This window comes from Streptomyces sp. NPDC008238 (assembly GCF_042956445.1).
Taxonomy (GTDB): domain Bacteria; phylum Actinomycetota; class Actinomycetes; order Streptomycetales; family Streptomycetaceae; genus Actinacidiphila.
In genome coordinates this window covers 65,713-84,457 of sequence record NZ_JBIBGK010000015.1, presented here as the reverse complement: position 1 = coordinate 84,457, position 18,745 = coordinate 65,713, and the positions used below count along the sequence as shown (strand labels likewise).

Sequence of the window (18,745 nt, the reverse complement as noted above, 5' to 3'; positions counted from 1 at the left end):
ATCCGTCCATGACCGCCATCCGATCCCACGCCGGGCGTACCGCGTCACCCCGCACGGCCCGGGCGATCAACGACCGGCTGGCGCTGGAACTGCTGCAGCGCGAGGGCCCGTTGACGGCCGCCCAGCTCAAGTCGCTGACCGGGCTGTCCCGTCCCAGCGTCGCCGACCTGGTGGAGCGGCTGCAGGAGTCCGGGCTGATCGCGGTGGTCGGCGAGACGGGAGCCGACCGGCGCGGCCCCAACGCGCGGGTGTACGGGATCGTCGCCGACCGGGCGCACCTGGCCGCCTTCGACGTGCGCACCCACAGCGTGGCGATCGAGGTGGCCGACCTGCTGGGGAACGCCATCGGCAGCGCCGTCCTGCCCGTCGACCCCCTCGGCGACCCGCAGCGCACCGTGCGGCGCTCGGTGGCGATGCTGGAACGTACGGCGCACACCGCCGGCGCCGGCGCGCTGCACACGATCGCGGTCGGCGCGCCCGGCCTGGTCGACCCGGCCACCGGCGAACTGCGGGCCACCGGGCAGCTGCCGGCCTGGCACTCGGCGCTCGTCGCCGAACTGCGCAGGCGGCTCTCGCTGCCGGTGCTCCTGGAGAACGAGGTCAACCTCGCGGCCGTCGCCGAGCGGCGCCTGGGCTCGGTGCGCGACCGGGAGGACTTCGTCCTGCTGTGGCTGGGCCACGGGGTGGGCGCCGCGGTGGTGCTGGGCGGTGTCCTGCGGCGCGGCGCCTCGGGCGGCACGGGGGAGATCGGCTTCCTGCCCGTGCCGGGGACCTTCCAACTGCCGACGGCCAGCGGGTGCGAGGGCGGCTTCCACTCGCTGGCGGGCAGCGCGGCGGTGTGCGCGCTGGCGCGCTCGCACGGGATGGCGGTGGCGGGCGAGGACGACGCCGCGGCCGCGGAGGCGGTGGTGACGGCGGCCCGGGCGGGCGGGAAGCCGGGCGAACTCCTCCTCGACGCGCTGGCGGACCGGGTGGTCATCGGGGTGGCCGCCGTCACCGCCGTGCTCGACCCCGGCTGCGTGGTGCTGGGCGGCGAGGTGGGCCGGGCGGGCGGCGAGGACCTGGCCGCCCGGGTCGAGGAACGGCTCGCGCGGATGTCCCCGCTGCCGACCGAGGTGCGGGCGGGCACCGTCGTGGGCAGCGCGGTGCTGCGCGGCGCCGTGCTCTCGGCGATGGACGCCGCGCAGGACGCCCTGTTCACCCCCGAGGGGTGACGTACGGCGCGCCCGGGCAACCGCCCTTGCGCCGCGGCACGTTCGCGGGCGCCGGCGGGCGGCCCGGGCCGTGCGGGTGACGCCCCGGCGCGAGGGCGGCCCGCGCGGGTCCCAACGGGGCTTCCCGCGGGCCGCGTTGGCCGCGGTCCGCGGTGACGGGCGGCGGGGCCGGCACCGGCCGATCCGGCTCGTGTGAGGCAATCCACAACAATCCCTTGCGTCCGCAAGGAACGTTCGTGGCAGACTGGTGGGGCAGTACCAGTGACGTTCAGCGCACTCCGGGGTCGGTGAAACTCCGAACCGGCGGTTACAGTCCGCGACCCGTCCGCATCCAGCGGCCGGTTGACCAGGTGAAATTCCTGGACCGACGGTTAAAGTCCGGATGGGAGGCAGTGCGCGGCGGACGGGCATCGGTACACCGCCGTCGGCGGCAGCGCGGGTGCGTGTCCCCCGGACAACGGGTGACACGGACGGGCGCCGTCCCGTACCGCGCGGTGGTCCCCGAGCCCGATGTCCGCTCTGTGTTCCGCACAGCCCCGGAGTCCGTGCCCGATGAGGCAGGAGGACCCGGTGGCAACACCCGGTGAAGCCGACGCGATGCGCCGGGCCATGGAGCTCGCCGCCCGTGGCCTGGGCTCGACGAGCCCCAACCCCGTCGTCGGCGCCGTGATCCTCGACGCCCACGGCGAGATCGCCGGCGAGGGCTGGCACCAGCAGGCCGGCGGCCCCCACGCGGAGGTCCACGCCCTGCGCGCGGCCGGCGACGCGGCCCGCGGCGGCACCGCCGTCGTCACCCTCGAACCCTGCAACCACACCGGTCGCACCGGCCCCTGCGCCCAGGCCCTCATCGCGGCCGGCGTCTCCCGCGTCGTCTACGCGGTCGCGGACCCCACCCCCACGGCGACCGGAGGCGGCGCCACCCTGGCCGCCGCCGGGATCGACGTGGAGAGCGGGCTGCTGGAGACCGAGGCCGCCCGCGGCAACGAGGTGTGGCTGACCGCCACCCGCGAGCAGCGGCCCTTCGTGCTGTGGAAGTACGCGAGCACCCTCGACGGGCGCATCGCCGCCGCCGACGGCACCAGCCGCTGGATCAGCTCCGCCGCCTCCCGCGCCGACGTGCACCGGCTGCGCGCCGAGTCCGACGCCGTCGTCGTCGGCTCGGGCACCCTGCGCGCCGACGACCCCCACCTGGCCGTGCGCGGGGTGGCCGGCACCTTCACCCAGCCCCTGCGGGTGGTCGTCGACACCAACGCCAAGATCACCCCCGACGCCCGGGTACTGGACGGCACCGCCCCGACCCTGATCGCGGTCGCCGAGGACACCGACACCGCGCACCTGCCGGGCGTCGACGTGGCCCGGCTGCCCCGCACCGGCAGCGGCGTCGACGTCCCCGCCCTGCTCGCCGAGCTGTACGGACGCGGCGTCCGCTCCGTGCTGCTGGAGGGCGGCCCCACCCTCGCCGGCGCCTTCGTCGCCGCCGGGGCCGTCGACAAGGTCGTCGGCTACCTCGCACCGGCCCTCCTGGGAGCCGGGCCGGCCGCCCTGGGGGACGCGGGAATCACCACCATCGCGCACGCGTTGCGGCTCGACGTCGCCGAGATCGAACGCATCGGCCCCGACCTGCGTATTACTGCCTACCCGAGCCGCACTGAGGAGAACTGACGTGTTCACCGGAATCGTCGAAGAGCTGGGCGACGTCGTCGCCGTCGAGGACCTGGGCGACGCCTCCCGCTTCCGTCTGCGGGGTCCGGTCGTCACCGAGGGCGCCAAGCACGGCGACTCGATCGCGGTCAACGGGGTGTGCCTCACCGTCGTCGACACCGCTGACGGCGAGTTCACCGCCGACGTGATGGCCGAGACCCTCAAGCGCTCCAGCCTCGGCGCGCTGGAGGCCGGCAGCCGGGTCAACCTGGAGCGCCCCATGGCGCTGGGCGGCCGCCTCGGCGGTCACCTCGTCCAGGGCCACGTGGACGGCACCGGCGCGGTGATCTCGCGGACCCCCGCCGAGCACTGGGAGATCGTGCGGATCTCGCTCCCGGCGGAGCTCTCCCGCTACGTCGTCGAGAAGGGCTCGATCACGGTCGACGGCATCAGCCTCACCGTCGTCGAGGCCGGCCCCGACTTCTTCTCCGTCAGCCTGATCCCGACCACCCTCGCCCTCACCACGCTCGGCTTCAAGCAGCCCGGCGACCCGGTGAACCTGGAGGTCGACGTGATCGCCAAGTACGTCGAGCGGCTGTACGGGGAGCGGGCCGGCGCGCCGAAGGGGGCTCCGGCGGAATGAGCGCCCTCGACACCCTGAACAGTGTCGCCTTCTCCGCCTTCGGTGAGCACTTCAAGTGGACCGACGTCGTCGGCAACGGCCTCGGCCTCGGCGGTCTCGCCCTGGGGTGGCGCCGCTCGGTGTGGGCCTGGCCGGTCCAGCTGCTGTCCGGTGCGGTGCTCGTCGCCGCGTACTGGTCGGCGCAGCTCACCGGCGGCGTCGGCAAGCAGCTGCTGGTGATCGCCGTCGCCGTGTGGGGCTGGTTCCAGTGGCGCCGTGGCGTCCGGGACGGCGGCGAGGTCCGGGTCCGCTTCGCCACCTGGCGCGAGCGGGGCCTGCTGGTCGCCGGTACGGCGGCCGGACTGTTCGCGGTCGTCGGCCTCTTCACCCTCTACCCGTCGCTGTCCTGGAACCCGTGGCCGGACGCCTACATCTTCGTCGGCACCGTCGCCGCGATGGTGGCCATGGCCAGGGGCTGGGTCGAGTTCTGGTTCGCCTGGCTCGCCGTCGACGCGGTCGGCGTTCCCCTCGCCTGGAGCAGCGACCTGAAGTTCTCCGCGCTCGTGTACGTCATCTACTTCGTTCTCGTGATCGCCGGCTTGTACGCCTGGTGGCAGCAGACCCGGGTCCCGCGGCACGGCGGGCCCGTCCTGGAAGGAGTGGCCGCATGACCACCGCACTGCACACCCTCTACGTGGCGGAGGACGCCCCGATCGTCCTCGACCCCGTCGAGCGTGCGATCGCCGACATCGCGGCCGGCCGGCCCGTCGTCGTGGTGGACGACGAGAACCGCGAGAACGAGGGCGACCTCATCATCGCGGCGGAGAAGGCCACCCCGGAGATCGTCGCCTTCATGATGACCGAGTGCCGCGGTCTGATCTGCGTGCCCATGGAGGAGCACGACCTGGACCGGCTCGACCTGCCGCAGATGGTGGACTCCAACACCGAGTCGATGCAGACCGCGTTCACCGTCTCCGTCGACGCGAGCGGCGCCCACGGCGTCACCACCGGCATCTCCGCCGCCGACCGGGCGACCACCATCCGGCTGCTGGCCTCCGGCGGCTCCACCGCCGGCGACTTCGTCCGGCCCGGCCACGTCTTCCCGCTGCGCGCCAAGTCCGGTGGCGTCCTGACCCGCAACGGCCACACCGAGGCGGGCGTGGACCTGGCCAGGCTCGCCGGACTCCGCCCGGCCGCGGCCATCGTGGAGATCGCCAACGAGGACGGCACGATGGCCCGCCTTCCCGAACTGGTCCACTTCGCCCGCAAGCACGGCCTCGCCATCATCTCGATCGAGGATCTGGTCGCCCACCGCCGCACCTCCGAGCCGACCGTGCGCCGGGAGGCCGAGACCCGGCTGCCCACCGCCTTCGGCGACTTCCGCGCCTACGGCTACCGCAGCACCGTCGACGGCGTCGAGCACATCGCGCTCGCCGCGGGCGAGATCGGCGACGGCGAGGACGTCCTCGTCCGCGTCCACTCCGAGTGCCTCACCGGCGACGTCTTCCACTCGCTGCGCTGCGACTGCGGCCCCCAGCTCCAGGCCTCACTCGAGAAGGTGGCGTCCGAGGGCCGGGGCGTCGTGGTCTACCTCCGCGGCCACGAGGGCCGGGGCATCGGCCTGATGTCCAAGCTGCGGGCGTACGAACTGCAGGAGCGCGGCCGGGACACCCTCGACGCCAACCTGGAACTCGGACTGCCCGCGGACGCCCGCGACTACGGCGCCGCCGCCCAGATGCTCGACGACCTCGGCGTGCGCTCCCTGCGCCTGATGACCAACAACCCCGAGAAGACCGACGCCCTCGAGCGGCACGGCCTCAAGGTCGTCGAACGCGTCGCCATGCCGATCGCGGCCGGCGAGCACAACCTGCGGTACCTGCGCACCAAGCGGGACCGCATGGGCCACGACCTGCCCTGGCTGGACCCGGCCCCCACCGGTGCCTGCGCCGGCCAGTAGGCCCCGGACGCGGCACCACGCACGACAGACCGAACCACCGAACCACCTGTACGAGAACGAGCAAGGAGAAGACCGACGTGAGCGGTAAGGGCGCCCCCGAGCTGACCGTGAAGAACTGCGGTGACCTGCGTGTGGCCGTGATCGCGGCCCAGTGGCACGAGCAGGTGATGGGCGGGCTGGTCGACGGCGCCCTGCGCGCGCTGAGCGACCTGGGCATCGACGAGCCCACCCTGCTGCGCGTGCCGGGCAGCTTCGAACTGCCGGTCGCCGCCAAGGTGCTGGCGAGCCGGGGCTACGACGCGGTCGTCGCCCTCGGCGTCGTCATCCGCGGCGGCACACCGCACTTCGAGTACGTCTGCCAGGGCGTGACCCAGGGCCTGACCCAGGTGTCGGTCGACACCGGCGTGCCGATCGGCTTCGGCGTCCTCACCTGCGACACCGAGGAACAGGCCCTGGACCGCGCCGGACTGCCCGGCTCGAACGAGGACAAGGGGCACGAGGCCGTCACCGCCGCGATCGCCACCGCGACCGTCCTGCGTTCGGTATCCGAGCCGTGGCGGTGAGGTAGGGGCGCTTCCGCGTAGGGTGGGGACCACCATGGCCAAGAAGACATTCGAGGAGCTCTTCGCCGAGCTCCAGCACAAGGCCGCCACCGGCGACCCCAGCACCTCCCGCACCGCCGAACTGGTCGGCAAGGGAGTGCACGCGATCGGCAAGAAGGTGGTCGAGGAGGCCGCCGAGGTGTGGATGGCAGCCGAGTACGAGGGCGCCGACCGCACCGCGGAGGAGATCTCCCAGCTGCTGTACCACCTGCAGGTGATGATGGTCGCCCGGGGCATCGCCCTCGACGACGTATACGCTCATCTCTGAGCGGATCATCACCGACCGGCCCCACCCCGCGCGCCGCCCCACGCCCCCTCCCACCCACATCCGAGATACGAAGGAACGTCTCCATGCTGCGCATCGCCGTCCCCAACAAGGGTTCACTGTCCGGACCTGCGTCGGCGATGCTGCATGAGGCCGGCTACCGCCAGCGCAAGGACTCCAAGGAACTCGTCCTCGTCGACGGCGAGAACGAGGTCGAGTTCTTCTACCTGCGCCCGCGCGACATCGCCATCTACGTCGGCTCGGGCCGCCTCGACATCGGCATCACCGGCCGCGACCTGCTGCTGGACTCCGGTGCCAACGCCGAGGAGATCCTGCAGCTCGGCTTCGCCCGCTCCACCTTCCGCTACGCCACCACCCCCGGCGGCGTGACGGACGTGAAGGAGTTCGGCGGCAAGACGGTCGCCACCTCGTACCCGGAGATCGTCAGGAGGCACCTCGCCGACAACGCGGTGGAGGCCTCCGTGGTCCGCCTCGACGGCGCCGTCGAGACCTCGATCCACCTCGGTGTGGCGGACGTCATCGCCGACGTCGTCGAGACGGGCACCTCGCTGCGCAACGCCGGGCTGGAGGTCATCGGGGAGCCGATCCTCGACTCCGAGGCCGTGGTCATCCGCCGGGCCGGCGCCGGCGGCGAGGACGCGGCGGCCGAGCCGAAGGTGCAGCAGTTCCTGCGCCGCCTCCAGGGCGTCCTGGTGGCCCGCCGCTACGTGATGATGGACTACGACATCCGTGTCGAGCACGTCGAGCGGGCCATCGCGCTCACCCCCGGCCTCGAGTCGCCGACCGTCTCCCCGCTGCACCACGAGGGCTGGGTCGCCGTCCGCGCCATGGTCCCCAGCCGCGAGGCCCAGCGGATCATGGACGAGCTGTACGAGCTCGGCGCACGGGCCATCCTCACCACCGGGATCCACGCGTGCCGTCTGTGACCTCGCCCACCCCGTCCACCGTGCCCGCGGAACTCCCCGGGCTGCCCGTCACCTTCCGGCCCGCCCGCACCCGCGCGGTGCTGCTGGGCCTGGGTGCCGGGCTGCTCGCGGCCTTCGTCGCGATCGCCGTCCTGCTTCCCTCGGACGGCGCACGGCCCTGGCACACCTCGGACCGGATCTATCTCGTGCTCACCGGTCTGCTGGTCGCCGGGGTGCTCGCGCTGCTCAGCCGCCCCAAGGTGGCCGCCGACCGCGACGGTGTGACCGTCGTCAACCTGACGACCCGCCGCCGGCTGGAATGGGCGCAAATCCTGCGGGTGAACCTGCGTACCGGCGACCCGTGGGTGTACCTCGACCTCGCGGACGGCACCAGCCTGGCCGCCATGGGGATCCAGCCCGGGATCGGACGCGCCCGCGCGTTGCGCGACGCGCGCGCCCTGCGGGCCCTCGCCGAGGCGTACGGTACCGGCAAGCCGATGGCGCACTAGACCTGCCGCCACGGCCCGCTTCTTCATTACTCTGGAACCTTCGCAACGACCCGAGGAGTGACACCCAATCCCCGATGGACGGATCGTCCGGTAGTACCTGCGCCGCCTCTCCCCCTCGACATACGGGAGCGGCGGCATGAGCGCCTCGTTGCTGCTGCTCGCGGCAGCCTTCCTCCTGATCCTCGCGAACGGCTTCTTCGTCGCCGCCGAATTCGGCCTGGTGACCGTCGAGCGGCCCGCCGCGGAACGTGCCGCCGCCGAGGGTGACCGCAGGGCCCGCAGTGTCGTGGAGGCGCTGCGCAAGCTGTCCTTCCAGCTGTCGGGCACCCAGCTCGGCATCACGATCACCTCACTGGTGGTCGGCATGCTGGCCGAGCCCGCCCTCGCCGACCTGTTCTCCGGACCGCTCACCTCGGTGGGCGTACCCGGGGGCGCCGCGCCGGCCGCGGCCGTGGTGATCGGCATGATCCTCGCCTCGGCCGTCCAGATGGTCATCGGCGAGCTCGTCCCGAAGAACTGGGCGGTGTCCCGTCCGCTGGAGGTGGCCCGTTTTGTGGCCGGGCCGCAGCGGGCCTTCTCCGCCCTGTTCCGCCCGGTGATCGAGGCCCTCAACGCCGCCGCGAACCGCCTGGTGCGGGCGCTGGGTGTGGAGCCCGCCGAGGAGCTGGCCTCCGCGCGCACCCCCACCGAGCTGGTCTCGCTGGCCCGCCACTCCGCCCGCGCCGGGGCCCTCGAGCAGGACACCGCGGACCTCTTCGTCCGCACCATCTCCCTCGGCGACCTCACCGCGGAGAACGTGATGACCCCGCGGGTGCGCGTCAGCGCCCTGCAGGACACCGCCACCGCCGCGGACGTCCTCAATCTGACCCGGGCCACCGGGCTGTCCCGCTTCCCGGTCTACCGGGAGCGGCTGGACGACATCGTCGGCATGGCCAGCCTGAAGGACGCCCTCGCCGTCCCGGCCCACCTGCGCGACCGCACACCGGTCGGCCGGGTGACGGTCGCCCCGCTGCTCGTCCCCGAGACGCTGCCGGTGCAGCCGCTGCTGGAGCAGCTGCGCCGCGAGCAGCCGATCGCCGTGGTCGTCGACGAGTACGGCGGCACCGCCGGCGTCGTCACCCTGGAGGACATCGTCGAGGAGCTCGTCGGAGAGGTGCGCGACGAGCACGACAGCGCCGACCTGCCCGAGCTGGCGACCGCCCCCGCGGAGAACGGCAACCCCGTCTGGGACGCCGACGGCGGCTGCCGGATCGACCTGCTGGAGCGCATAGGGCTCGAGGCTCCCGAGGGGCCGTACGAGACGGTGGCCGGCCTCGTCGCCGACCTCCTCGAACGCATCCCCGAGCCGGGGGACACCGCGGTGCTGCCCGGCTGGGAGCTGCGGGTGCGCGAGGTCGCGCACCACCGCGCGGAAAGGGTTCGCCTGGTCCGCGTCGGGTTCGAGGAGCCCGAGGACGGGCAGGAGGGCGAGCGATGAGCTTCCTGCAGCTGTTCTTCGCCGCTCTGCTGGTGCTCGGCAACGGCTTCTTCGTCGGCGCCGAGTTCGCCCTGGTCTCCGTACGGCGCAGCCAGATCGAGCCGCTCGCCGGCACGCAGCGGCGGGCCCGTACGGTCCTGCACGGGCTGGAGAACCTGCCGCAGATGATGGCGGCGGCGCAGTTCGGCATCACGGTCTGCTCCCTGACGCTGGGAGCGGTCGCCGAGCCGACCGTCGCCCACCTGCTGGAGCCGCTCTTCGAGGCGATCCACCTGCCCGAGGGGCTGATCCACCCGCTCGGCTACGTCCTCGCGCTGGCCGTCGTGGTCTTCCTGCACCTCGTCATCGGCGAGATGGTCCCCAAGAACCTGGCGATGGCCGCGCCCGAGAAGACCGCGCTGTGGCTCAGCCCCGGACTGGTCGGCTTCGCACGTCTGTTCCGGCCGGTCATCGCGGTGCTCGGCTGGTGCGCCAAGCTCGTGCTGCGGCTGTTCCGGGTCGAACCCAAGGACGAGATCGACGCGGTCTTCACCAGCGAGGAGCTGACCGTGCTCGTCGAGGACGCCCGGCAGGCCGGACTCCTCGACGACGACGCCCAGGAGCGTCTGGAGGACGCCCTCGAGCTCGGCACCCGCCCGGTCACGGACGTCCTGCTGTCCCCGGAGGAACTGGTGACGGTCGACGCGTCCGTCACCCCCGCCGAGGTCGAGGAGCTGACCGTGCGCACCGGCTACTCGCGCTTCCCGGTGGCCGGACCGGAGGGCGCCTACCTCGGCTACCTCCACGTCAAGGACGTCCTCGACCTGGAGGACACCGGCCGGCCCGTCCCGGCGCGGCTGTGGCGGCCGATGGCCACCCTGCGCGCCGAGCTGCCCCTGGACGACGCGCTCACCCAGATGCGGCGTGCCGCGTCCCACCTGGCGGCGGTCGTCGACTCCGGCGGTCGCGTGCTGGGGCTGGTCGCCCTGGAGGACGTGCTGGAGATGCTGGTCGGCGAGGTCCGCGACCCGGCGCACCGCGAGGTCTCGGAGTCCGTGCCGACCGGGGCCGGCCCGGCGGCCGAGGAGACCGACGAGGCCGCCCGGCCCTCGCGTGTGATGGCGAGCTGACACGGAACCGACGCGGGAGGGGTCCGGGCCACGGGTGCCCGGGCCCCTCCCGCGTCGTCACTCCAGGGGCTCGGGCGGCGGCAGCCCGGGGCCGCGGCCCGAGAGCACCTCGCCGTAGGCCTGCATGAGGTCGGGCAGCCGCAGCGTGGACAGGTCGTCCCGGGAGGGATGTCCCGCGTAGCCGGACAGCCGCAGGTCCCGGTAGGCGCAGCTCTTCTCGTACAGGGTGCGCAGGAAGCGCCCGTTGCCCAGCTCGTCGATCCAGCCCTGCTCGACGACGTGGCCGCTGATGGCGAGCAGCTCCTCCAGGGCCTCGTCGTCCCAGCGGTCCCCGTTGTCGGCGGCGAGGACCTCGCCGATGCTGGTCAGCTCGTGCGGCCGGTAGCTGGGGAAGTCGACCCGGGTGGTGAAGCGCGAGCCGAGGCCGGGGTTGGCCGCCAGCAGGCGGTCCATGCCCTCGGGGTAGCCGGCGAGGATGACGACAAGGCGGTCCCGGTTGTCCTCGGCGCGCTTGAGTAGGACCTGCAGCGCCTCGTCGCCGTAGGCGTCGCCCTTGCTGTAGCCGGAGTTGGACAGCGCGTAGGCCTCGTCGACGAAGAGCACCCCGCCGAGCGCGGAGTCGATCAGCTCGTTGGCCTTGACGGCCGTCTGCCCCAGGAACTCGCCCACGAGGTCCGCGCGTTGGGCCTCGACCAGATGGTCGCCGCCCAGCAGGCCGAGGGCGTAGAAGACCCGGCCGAGGATGCGCGCCACCGTCGTCTTGCCGGTGCCCGACGGCCCCGAGAAGACGAAGTGCCGCTTGGGCGGCTGCACGGGCAGGCCCTGTCCCGACCGCAGCCGCGCCATCCGCAACTGGGCCGACAGCGCGCGCACCTGGCGCTTGACGGGTTCCAGGCCCACCATGCGGTCGAGTTCGGCCAGCGCCTGGGAGAGCAGCACCGGGTCCGGGGCCGCGACCGGGACCTGCGGCGGGACGGGGGAGACCGGCAGGATCGCCTTCTCCCGGATGTCGTCGTCGATCGGGCCGACCGCGCCCAGCGGGTCGTCCAGGATCGAGCCCGCCCCGAGGCCGCCCGGCATGGCGGCCGCCCCGGTCCGGGCGTCCAGCGGATCGGGGTCGGGCGGCAGCGCCTCGGGCCCGGTCTGGCCGTACCCCTGCAGGGTGACCGGGGCCAGGTCGGCCGTCCCGTCGGTCAGGCCGTCGGACTCGTCGATCGCGGCGAGCCGGGCGGCGGTGTCCATGAACGCCGGGTCGACGCGGTGCACGGCCTGGTACAGGGGGAGCGCCGCGGCGGTGCGGCCGGTGCCCTCGTACGCGCGGGCCAGCCAGTAGCGGAGCTCCTTGCGCTGCGGCTGTTCGCTGCGGCAGCGCATCAGGGCCGTCGACAGCAGCGGCTCGGCCTGCCCGTACAGCTCCAGCCGGACCCGGGCCATGCCGCCGAACAGCCCGGCCTCGATGCCCAGCACCTGGTCGCCGAGGAGGGGTTCGGTGTGGCGGACCAACTGGTCCCAGTCCTTGACCAGGTAGGCCCGGCAGGCGTGCAGGAAGCGGACGTGCGGATCGGTGTCGATCGGCGGGCACTCCGCCAGGGCCCGGTCCAGCTCCGCGATGTGGCGGCCGTCGAGCCAGTGCGAGGCGTGCGCGAGCAGCAGGTCGCGGCGGGTCTCCAGCACCGGCTGGACCCACCAGCCCAGCCAGTACCAGGAGTTCATCGACCGGCGGTGCGCGCTGCGCTGCTCGCCGAAGCGGTCGCGGTGCCGGTGCATCTGCAGCAGCGCGGTGGAGGTGTCGGCCCGCAGCGCGTGCAGCCCGAGCCAGGCGTCCGCCATGCCGGGGTCGAGGCGGACCGCGACGCGGAACTCCTCCTCGGCCTGGGGGTACGCGCCCACGGTGTAGGCCTCGACGGCCCGCAGCCAGGCGAGATCGGCGGGGGCGCCAGAATGCTCTGTGCCGAAGTCCATCAGGTCCCCACCAGCCGTTCCCCCCGGTGCCGCCCGCCGTACGCCGCTTCAACCAGGTTACGTGAAGCGGGAGTTGGTGCCAGGCAAGCGCCACCTTCCCAGAGCGGCGTACCCGTTGGCATGGTACCCGCGCAGGCCTGGTGGACCGTAGAGCGACGCGGACGGTGACGTTGGGTGAGCAACTCGCTGCCGTACGGGGCCGGATCACCCGTCGCGGGCAGAACGAAGCCCCCGGTCACGGGGGAACAACCGGGGGCTTCGCGTCTGGGGCGCGGTCGACGGTGACCGCGCATTCAGAACGTAAGTCCTGTACGACCCCCGGGTCAAGCCACCTTCCGGCACCGCTCGGGCGGTCGCCGGACGGCCGCAGCGCACCGGCTGCGAGCGGTCACGGTCAGTGACGGAGCGTGCTGGTGAGGGGGCTCCGGGCGGGTTGTTCCCTCAGTTCGTAGCCGTCCGGGCGCTGGTGGACCAGCAGGTCCGCGAAGGGTCTGGACGGGTCGGCGGCGAAGTGCGCGTCCTGCGCGCGCATCCAGCCGGCCCAGAAGCCGGCCAGCCCGGGGCCGTCCCGGCGCTCGCCGCGCTCGCGTGCCGTCTCCCGCGACATCTCCAGCCAGAGCAGGGCGGCCAGCCAGGGGCGCAGCTCACGGCGGCCCACCCCCACCCCCTCCAGCACGACCACGGGGGCCGGTGGCACCTCCAGCGTCGTCGCGAACCGCCGTGCCACCCAGTCGTACCCGGCGGGCCGGGCCGTCTCACCGCGGCGCAGCGGCTCCAGCACCTGCTCGCGCAGCCGCCCGGTCCACCCGAACAATTCCTCGTGGGTGGCCAGGTCGTCGAGGTGGACGACGGGAGCGCCGTCCAGCGCGGCGGACAGCGCGGCGGCGAAGGTCGTCTTGCCGGATCCGGCGTGGCCGTCCACGGCCACGAGCCGGACGCGCCCGCAGGACGGCGGGAGGGCGCGCAGCCGGGCGGCGAGCGCGCGGAGCGCCCCGGGGGCGGTGTGGTGGTCCATCGGGGCCAGCCTACGACCTGCGCCGAGGCAAGCGACTGCGGCGGGTGCCAGGGGCGTCTACGGTAAGAGTCGTGACCGACTCCGCAGCATCCCTGTACCCCCCGGAGCGACTCGAACTCGCCCGCAAGGCCGCCGCCGACGCGGGACTCGACGCGCTGCTCGTCTCGCCGGGCCCCGACCTGCGCTACCTCACCGGCTACCACGCCCACCTCACCGAGCGCCTGGTGTGCCTGGCGCTGCCGGTGCTCGGCGCCCCCTTTCTCGTCGTGCCCCACCTGGAGCGGCCCGGCGCCGAGGCGTCACCGCTGGGCGCGCTCGGCGTCGACGTCGTCGGCTGGGGCGAGACCGAGGACCCGTACGCCCTGGTCGCCGGCCGGCTGCCGCAGGCAACCGCGCGGGTGGCCGTGGACAACCACATGTGGGCCGAGAAGGTGCTCGCCTTCCGCGCGGCCCTCCCCGACGCCGAGCAGAGCCTGGCCGGCGACGTGCTGCGCGAACTGCGGATGCGCAAGTCGCCCGCGGAGACCGAGGCGCTGCGCCGGGCCGCGGGCGCCATCGACCGGGTGCACCGGAGGATGGGGGAGTGGCTCAGGGCCGGACGCACCGAGCGCGAGGTCGCCCGGGACGTCGCCGACGCCGTCCTCGAGGCGGGGCACGCCACCGTCGACTTCGTCATCGTCGCCTCGGGCCCGAACGGCGCCAGCCCCCACCACGAGGTCTCCGACCGGGTGATCCGGGCCGGCGACCCGGTCGTCGTCGACATCGGCGGCACCACGCGGGAGGGCTACTGCTCCGACTCCACCCGCACCTACGCGGTCGGTGAACCGCCCGCGGAGTTCCGGGAGATGTACGAGGTGCTGCGGCGCGCCCAGCACGCCCAGACCGAGGCCGTCCGCCCCGGCGTCACCGCCGAGGAACTCGACGCGGTCGGACGGGACATCATCGCCGCTGCGGGCTACGGCGAGCACTTCATCCACCGCACCGGGCACGGCATCGGGCTGGAGACGCACGAGGAGCCGTACATCGTCGCGGGCAGCTCCCGCCCGCTGGAGCCGGGCATGGCCTTCTCCGTCGAACCCGGCATCTACCTCCCGGACCGCTTCGGCGCCCGCATCGAGGACATCGCCGTGTGCACGCCCGGGGGCGGGGAACGGCTCAACCAGACCTCCCGGGACCTGGTCGTCCTGTCTGTTTAGTCCGATGTGTTGACTCCCGGTACGGCAGGGGGGTATTCCGTACACGCGACGGTGTGCGCGGCGCGTCGGCCGCGCGCGGCGCACACGGCGCGTCAGGGGCCCAGCAGGAAGCGGCAGTCGGGGGGCCGGGCATGTTCGACGACGAGCATGACTTCGGGGTACGGCAGTGGACGGTCGGCGGCACGACCGTGGTGGAACTGACGGGGGAGCTCGACCTGTGCGCCGGCGTGCACGCGGTCGCGCGGCTGGACGCGGTCACCGCCGGGCCGCGGCCCGACGTCGTGGTGGACCTGCGCGGCGTGAGCTTCATCGACTGCAGCGGCCTGTCGGTGCTGATCCGGGCGCGCAAGCGGGCCCTCGACCGCGGCGGCCGCTTCGGCATCGTCGGCGGCAGCCCGTGCGTGCTGCGGCTGTTGCGGCTCACCCGGACCATCCGGGTCTTCACCGTCCACGACGACCTGGCCTCCGCGCTGGTCGGGCCGGGTGCCCCCGATCCCCCCGCGGCGGACGGCGCCATAGCGTGAGACTCAGCCCGGCAGCGGCGCCAGCACGACCCAGACCGGGCCGCGGGCGAAGTTCACCGGCTGCCCGTCGGGCGTCGTGAAGCGCGTGCCCCCGGCCTCGTCGGGCCGTGACCACCGGGCGTCGTACGCCGTGCCGTCGCGCAGCACCACCGCGCGCCCGTCGCCCACGGTCTCGCTGTACGGGGAGGTGTTCCCCCAGCGGTCGTGCAGGCTCGAGGAGCGGACGGTGACGTACTGGACCACGACCGTCGGCGCCCCGAGCCTGCCGCCGTCGGTCGTGGTGGCCGGGTCGCCGTCGAACGAGACCAGCCAGCGGCCGTCCCCGGCCGACCAGTGCAGGCCCACCGAGCCGTTCGGGAAGCGCACGGTCCGGTCGCGCTCGGGGGCGCCACCGGGCGGTGCGGCGCCGAAGCGGAAGCCTATGTCGCGGGCGGCCGAGGCGTCCGGGGCCTCCGCGAGCAGCCGCTGCGGGGTGGCGTACAGGTTGTGCGGGGCGGGGCGCGAGACGTCGCGCACGTAGGCGCCGGGGGCGTGGGCCGGGGAGACGTCGTGCACCGGCGCCGCCGCGACCACCGGCAGCAGCCGGGACTGCGCGCCGGAGAAGGCGAGGGCCGGGCGGCCGAACTGGCGGAGCAGTTCCAGGTCGGACTCGCGGGCACTGCGCACCGGGCCCACGCGGTCGGGCAGTTGCGAGGAGAAGACGGCGAGCAGCCGGGTGAGGCCGGACTCCACCTGCTCCACGTAGACCAGGTCGGCCCGCTCCAGCCCGGTGTGCGGCCGGGCGGGCCCCACGTTGTCGATCTTCACCGCGAGGACGGGCCCGCCGGTGCGCCCGGTCAGACCGGTGAAGGGCGAGCGGGCGACCGCACCGGCGCCGGGTGCCGAACCCGTCGGGGCCGAGGAGGGCCCACCGGGCGTCCGCTCGGGGCCGCCACAGCCCCGGCCGACCAGGACCACGGCGAACACGGCCAGCACGACCAGGACCGCCGCTCTCGCGGGACGTCCGGGTGCTCGGGCCACGACGGCCACCCCCGTTGCTGCATACGTATGCTGCCCACGGAAAAGTCGATTGCCGAACCGCTGTGCGTATTCCTAGTATCCGCCACATGGAGCCGGTACCCCAGACGACGGACGAGACGGCCTTCCTCGCCGCGGACGAAGTGATCGACCACGGCCACCCGCTGGTCCGGGCGACCGCCGCGCGGCTTCGGGCGGAGGCCCCCGATCCGTACGGCTATGCCGAAGCGGCCTACGACTTCGTCCGCGACGCCATCCCCCACTCCGCCGACTCCGGGGACCCGCGCGTCACCTGGCGCGCCTCCGACGTCCTGGAATTGCGCACCGGCATCTGCCACGCCAAGGCCCACGCCCTGACCGCGCTGCTGCGGGCCGAGGGCATCCCCGCGGGCCTGTGCTATCAGAGACTCACCGACGACGACGGCGGAGATCCCCTCGTCCACGGGCTCGTCGCCCTCAAGCCGCCCGGTCACGACCGCTGGGCCCGGCAGGACCCGCGCGGCAACAAGCCCGGTGTCGACGCGCGGTTCTCCCTCGCGGAGGAACGGCTGGCCTGGGTGCCCCGCCCCGCACTCGGCGAACGCGACTACCCCGGGCTCTACGCCACCCCGCCGTCCGTCGTCCTCACCGCCCTGCGGCGGGCCGTCGACCGGCCGCACCTGTGGCGGCTGCTGCCCACCGAGCTGCCCGGCCCGCAGGAGCGAGGCGAGCGGTGAGGAACCCGCCGCCCTCCCGCGGAGGTTCGGGCCGGTGCGGCGGCCGTCGCGAACGGGCCGGTGAGGCCCCCGCCCCCGGTCACTCCGCCGTCGCGGCACGCTCCCGGGCGGCGACGTCCTCGGCCGTGGGGGCGCTGCCGCCCAGGTGTGCGGGCAGCCACCAGTGGTCGTGCGGACCCGAAGGGCGCCCGGTGTACACCCGCTGCGCGTCCTCCAGCAGCTCCTGGATCCGCAGCCGCACGCGCCGGGTGAGCGCGCCCGGCTTCTCGTTCTCGTGCGGCGTCATCTGCTCGCCCACCCGGATGGAGATGGGGAATCCGTTGCGGCCCAGCTGCCGCGGCTGGCCCTTGGTCCACAGCCGCTGCGTGCCCCACAGGGCGACCGGCAGCAGCGGCACGCCCGCCTCCATCGCCAGGCGCGCGGCGCCGGACTTGAAGGACTTGAGCGTGAAGGACTGCGAGATCGTCGCCTCGGGGAACACCCCGATGATCTCCCCCGCGCGCAGCGCCGTCAGGGCGTGCTTGTACGCGTGCATGCCCTCGGAGCGGTCCACCGGGATGTGCTTCATGGCCCGCATCAGCGGACCGGACACCTTGTGCCGGAAGACCGACTCCTTCGCCATGAAACGCACCAGCCGCTTGGCCGGGAGCGCCGCCAGCCCGGCGAACACGAAGTCCAGGTAGCCGATGTGGTTGCTCACGAGCAACGCGCCGCCCTTGCTCGGCACGTTCTCGGTGCCGGAGATGTCGAAGCGCAGTCCCTGCACCTTGAACATGGTCCGGGCGAAGCCGATGACGGGTGGGTAGACGAGTTCGGCCATGGCTGGGGCCCCTTCTTCGTAGGGGGTGGCCCCCGGCGGAAGTTACGCGGCCGTAGGTTTCCGGCCGCCGGCTGATCGTGCCCGGTAAACGGGTGCCGTGTCATCCCGCGTGCCCGTCGTGCGGCGAGATTCTCGTCACGTCACCCGGTCGTACGACGCAGCAGCAGGTACACCTCGCACCCGAGGCAGTAGCCGAACGCCGCGTTGAGGAAGGCCGCCGCGAGCGCGCAGGCCGTCGCCGCCAGGCCCAGCCAGGCGAACCCCGCGGCGAAGCCGGCGAGCCCGACGACGGCGAACGCCAGTCCCACCGCCTGCGCGAACCGCGGCGGCGCCGGGTCCTCCGTCTCCGCCGGCGGCCCCAGCCGGGGCCGCACCGCCACCCGGTACAGCAGGCCGTACGGTGAGTTCTGCACACCCGCGGCGGCGCCGACCGCGAACACCAGCGCCTGGACGGCCAGCAGCCAGGCGCTGCCGGTGACGAGGACGGCGGCCAGGACCACGGCGGTCAGGCTTGCGCCGAAGCGCGGTCCGCGGGCATCAATGGCATGAGGACTCATGGGGGCCATGATTCCGGACCGGACCCCGTCCGGACCCCCGGGAATCATGGCGGTCCTGTGAACGCTGCAGCGACGGGAGGACGGACGTGACGGGACTGGTGGTGTGCGTCGCCGTGCTCGTGGCGACGGGGATCTTCGGCATCCTCCACAAACGCAGGGACGGAAGGGTACGGGTGCGGGACAAGGACGCGGCGCAGCAGCTGACGGCGGGTGAGATCGGCGCGGAACTCGGGGAGCGGGCCACGCTCCTGCAGTTCTCCACCGCCTTCTGCGCGCCCTGCCGGGCCACCCGGCGCACCCTCGACGAGGTGGCCGGCATGGTCGACGGCGTACGGCACGTGGAGATCGACGCCGAGGCCCACCTCGACCTCGTCCGCCGGCTGGGCGTCGTCAGGACGCCGACCGTGCTCGTGCTCGACGCCCGCGGCACCGTGGTGCGGCGCGCGTCGGGCGCGCCGCGCAAGGCCGACGTCATCGCGGCGCTCGGCGCCGCCGTGTGAACCGCGCGCCGCGTATGAGCCCGGTCCCACCTGCCGGTGCGCCCTTGACGCGCCGCCGGTCCGATCGTCAGTCTGACGACATGTCGCACGACCTCCTTCTCTGCTCCCGCTTCGAC

At 73.7% G+C, this 18,745-nt stretch carries 20 protein-coding genes and 1 riboswitch; of the genes, 15 read left to right on the top strand and 5 right to left on the bottom strand.

Annotated elements, in window-relative coordinates:
- Window positions 1-8: 8 nt before the first annotated feature.
- From ACFZAU_RS26760 to ACFZAU_RS26710, 11 genes are all read left to right on the top strand, one after another.
- Window positions 9-1,214, top strand: a complete 1,206-nt coding sequence (locus ACFZAU_RS26760) for an ROK family transcriptional regulator (protein WP_500554275.1) — start codon at window positions 9-11, stop codon at window positions 1,212-1,214.
- Between the two features lie 269 nt (window positions 1,215-1,483).
- Window positions 1,484-1,614: riboswitch (FMN riboswitch) on the top strand.
- A gap of 170 nt (window positions 1,615-1,784) precedes the next feature.
- A complete protein-coding gene (gene ribD, locus ACFZAU_RS26755) occupies window positions 1,785-2,876 on the top strand; it encodes a bifunctional diaminohydroxyphosphoribosylaminopyrimidine deaminase/5-amino-6-(5-phosphoribosylamino)uracil reductase RibD (protein ID WP_500554274.1) in 1,092 nt (363 codons plus the stop codon).
- Window position 2,877: 1 nt separating this feature from the next.
- Window positions 2,878-3,498: a riboflavin synthase gene (locus tag ACFZAU_RS26750; protein WP_499603313.1), complete on the top strand. Its 621-nt coding sequence runs from the start codon at window positions 2,878-2,880 to the stop codon at window positions 3,496-3,498.
- Complete coding sequence (locus tag ACFZAU_RS26745) at window positions 3,495-4,148, top strand: nicotinamide mononucleotide transporter family protein (protein ID WP_500466021.1); 654 nt, start codon at window positions 3,495-3,497, stop codon at window positions 4,146-4,148. Before ACFZAU_RS26750 ends, ACFZAU_RS26745 begins: the two co-directional genes overlap by 4 nt.
- Window positions 4,145-5,434, top strand: coding sequence for a bifunctional 3,4-dihydroxy-2-butanone-4-phosphate synthase/GTP cyclohydrolase II (locus ACFZAU_RS26740; protein ID WP_499603311.1), 1,290 nt, complete (start codon window positions 4,145-4,147; stop codon window positions 5,432-5,434). The genes ACFZAU_RS26745 and ACFZAU_RS26740 overlap by 4 nt, the downstream gene beginning before the upstream one ends.
- Window positions 5,435-5,511: 77 nt before the next feature.
- Window positions 5,512-5,997, top strand: a complete 486-nt coding sequence (gene ribH, locus ACFZAU_RS26735) for a 6,7-dimethyl-8-ribityllumazine synthase (RefSeq protein ID WP_499603310.1) — start codon at window positions 5,512-5,514, stop codon at window positions 5,995-5,997.
- Between the two features lie 34 nt (window positions 5,998-6,031).
- On the top strand, window positions 6,032-6,304 hold the full coding sequence (locus ACFZAU_RS26730) for a phosphoribosyl-ATP diphosphatase (RefSeq protein ID WP_089227814.1): 273 nt from the start codon (window positions 6,032-6,034) through the stop codon (window positions 6,302-6,304).
- An 83-nt stretch (window positions 6,305-6,387) separates the two neighbouring features.
- The gene (gene hisG, locus ACFZAU_RS26725) at window positions 6,388-7,248 is read left to right on the top strand and encodes an ATP phosphoribosyltransferase (protein ID WP_089227815.1); all 861 of its coding nucleotides are present in this window, start codon (window positions 6,388-6,390) and stop codon (window positions 7,246-7,248) included.
- The gene (locus ACFZAU_RS26720) at window positions 7,245-7,736 is read left to right on the top strand and encodes a PH domain-containing protein (protein ID WP_500554333.1); all 492 of its coding nucleotides are present in this window, start codon (window positions 7,245-7,247) and stop codon (window positions 7,734-7,736) included. The genes hisG and ACFZAU_RS26720 overlap by 4 nt, the downstream gene beginning before the upstream one ends.
- 136 nt (window positions 7,737-7,872) lie before the next feature.
- Window positions 7,873-9,213 (top strand): hemolysin family protein, encoded by a 1,341-nt coding sequence (locus tag ACFZAU_RS26715; protein WP_500554273.1) that lies wholly within the window; start codon window positions 7,873-7,875, stop codon window positions 9,211-9,213.
- Window positions 9,210-10,322: a hemolysin family protein gene (locus tag ACFZAU_RS26710; protein WP_500554272.1), complete on the top strand. Its 1,113-nt coding sequence runs from the start codon at window positions 9,210-9,212 to the stop codon at window positions 10,320-10,322. Before ACFZAU_RS26715 ends, ACFZAU_RS26710 begins: the two co-directional genes overlap by 4 nt.
- A gap of 57 nt (window positions 10,323-10,379) precedes the next feature.
- Here the strand turns inward: ACFZAU_RS26710 and ACFZAU_RS26705 are convergent, their stop codons facing one another.
- Window positions 10,380-12,284 (bottom strand): AAA family ATPase, encoded by a 1,905-nt coding sequence (locus ACFZAU_RS26705; RefSeq protein ID WP_500554271.1) that lies wholly within the window; start codon window positions 12,282-12,284, stop codon window positions 10,380-10,382.
- Window positions 12,285-12,678: 394 nt separating this feature from the next.
- Window positions 12,679-13,299: a uridine kinase family protein gene (locus ACFZAU_RS26700; RefSeq protein ID WP_500554270.1), complete on the bottom strand. Its 621-nt coding sequence runs from the start codon at window positions 13,297-13,299 to the stop codon at window positions 12,679-12,681.
- 71 nt (window positions 13,300-13,370) lie between these two features.
- Between ACFZAU_RS26700 and ACFZAU_RS26695 the strand changes: the two genes are divergently transcribed.
- Both ACFZAU_RS26695 and ACFZAU_RS26690 read left to right on the top strand, forming a co-directional pair.
- The gene (locus ACFZAU_RS26695; RefSeq protein ID WP_500554269.1) at window positions 13,371-14,495 is read left to right on the top strand and encodes a M24 family metallopeptidase; all 1,125 of its coding nucleotides are present in this window, start codon (window positions 13,371-13,373) and stop codon (window positions 14,493-14,495) included.
- 131 nt (window positions 14,496-14,626) lie between these two features.
- Window positions 14,627-15,019: an STAS domain-containing protein gene (locus tag ACFZAU_RS26690; RefSeq protein ID WP_499603303.1), complete on the top strand. Its 393-nt coding sequence runs from the start codon at window positions 14,627-14,629 to the stop codon at window positions 15,017-15,019.
- A 3-nt stretch (window positions 15,020-15,022) separates the two neighbouring features.
- Here the strand turns inward: ACFZAU_RS26690 and ACFZAU_RS26685 are convergent, their stop codons facing one another.
- Complete coding sequence (locus ACFZAU_RS26685) at window positions 15,023-16,048, bottom strand: DUF3048 domain-containing protein (protein ID WP_500554268.1); 1,026 nt, start codon at window positions 16,046-16,048, stop codon at window positions 15,023-15,025.
- Window positions 16,049-16,125: 77 nt separating this feature from the next.
- Here ACFZAU_RS26685 and ACFZAU_RS26680 point away from each other — a divergent pair, with 77 nt between their 5' ends.
- Complete coding sequence (locus tag ACFZAU_RS26680; protein WP_500554267.1) at window positions 16,126-16,752, top strand: transglutaminase-like domain-containing protein; 627 nt, start codon at window positions 16,126-16,128, stop codon at window positions 16,750-16,752.
- 79 nt (window positions 16,753-16,831) lie between these two features.
- Here ACFZAU_RS26680 and ACFZAU_RS26675 read toward each other — a convergent pair whose 3' ends face one another.
- Window positions 16,832-17,572: a lysophospholipid acyltransferase family protein gene (locus ACFZAU_RS26675; RefSeq protein WP_499603300.1), complete on the bottom strand. Its 741-nt coding sequence runs from the start codon at window positions 17,570-17,572 to the stop codon at window positions 16,832-16,834.
- 140 nt (window positions 17,573-17,712) lie between these two features.
- Window positions 17,713-18,129: a DUF4395 domain-containing protein gene (locus ACFZAU_RS26670; protein WP_500466012.1), complete on the bottom strand. Its 417-nt coding sequence runs from the start codon at window positions 18,127-18,129 to the stop codon at window positions 17,713-17,715.
- A gap of 86 nt (window positions 18,130-18,215) precedes the next feature.
- Here ACFZAU_RS26670 and ACFZAU_RS26665 point away from each other — a divergent pair, with 86 nt between their 5' ends.
- On the top strand, window positions 18,216-18,629 hold the full coding sequence (locus ACFZAU_RS26665; protein WP_499603298.1) for a thioredoxin family protein: 414 nt from the start codon (window positions 18,216-18,218) through the stop codon (window positions 18,627-18,629).
- Window positions 18,630-18,745 lie beyond the last annotated feature (116 nt).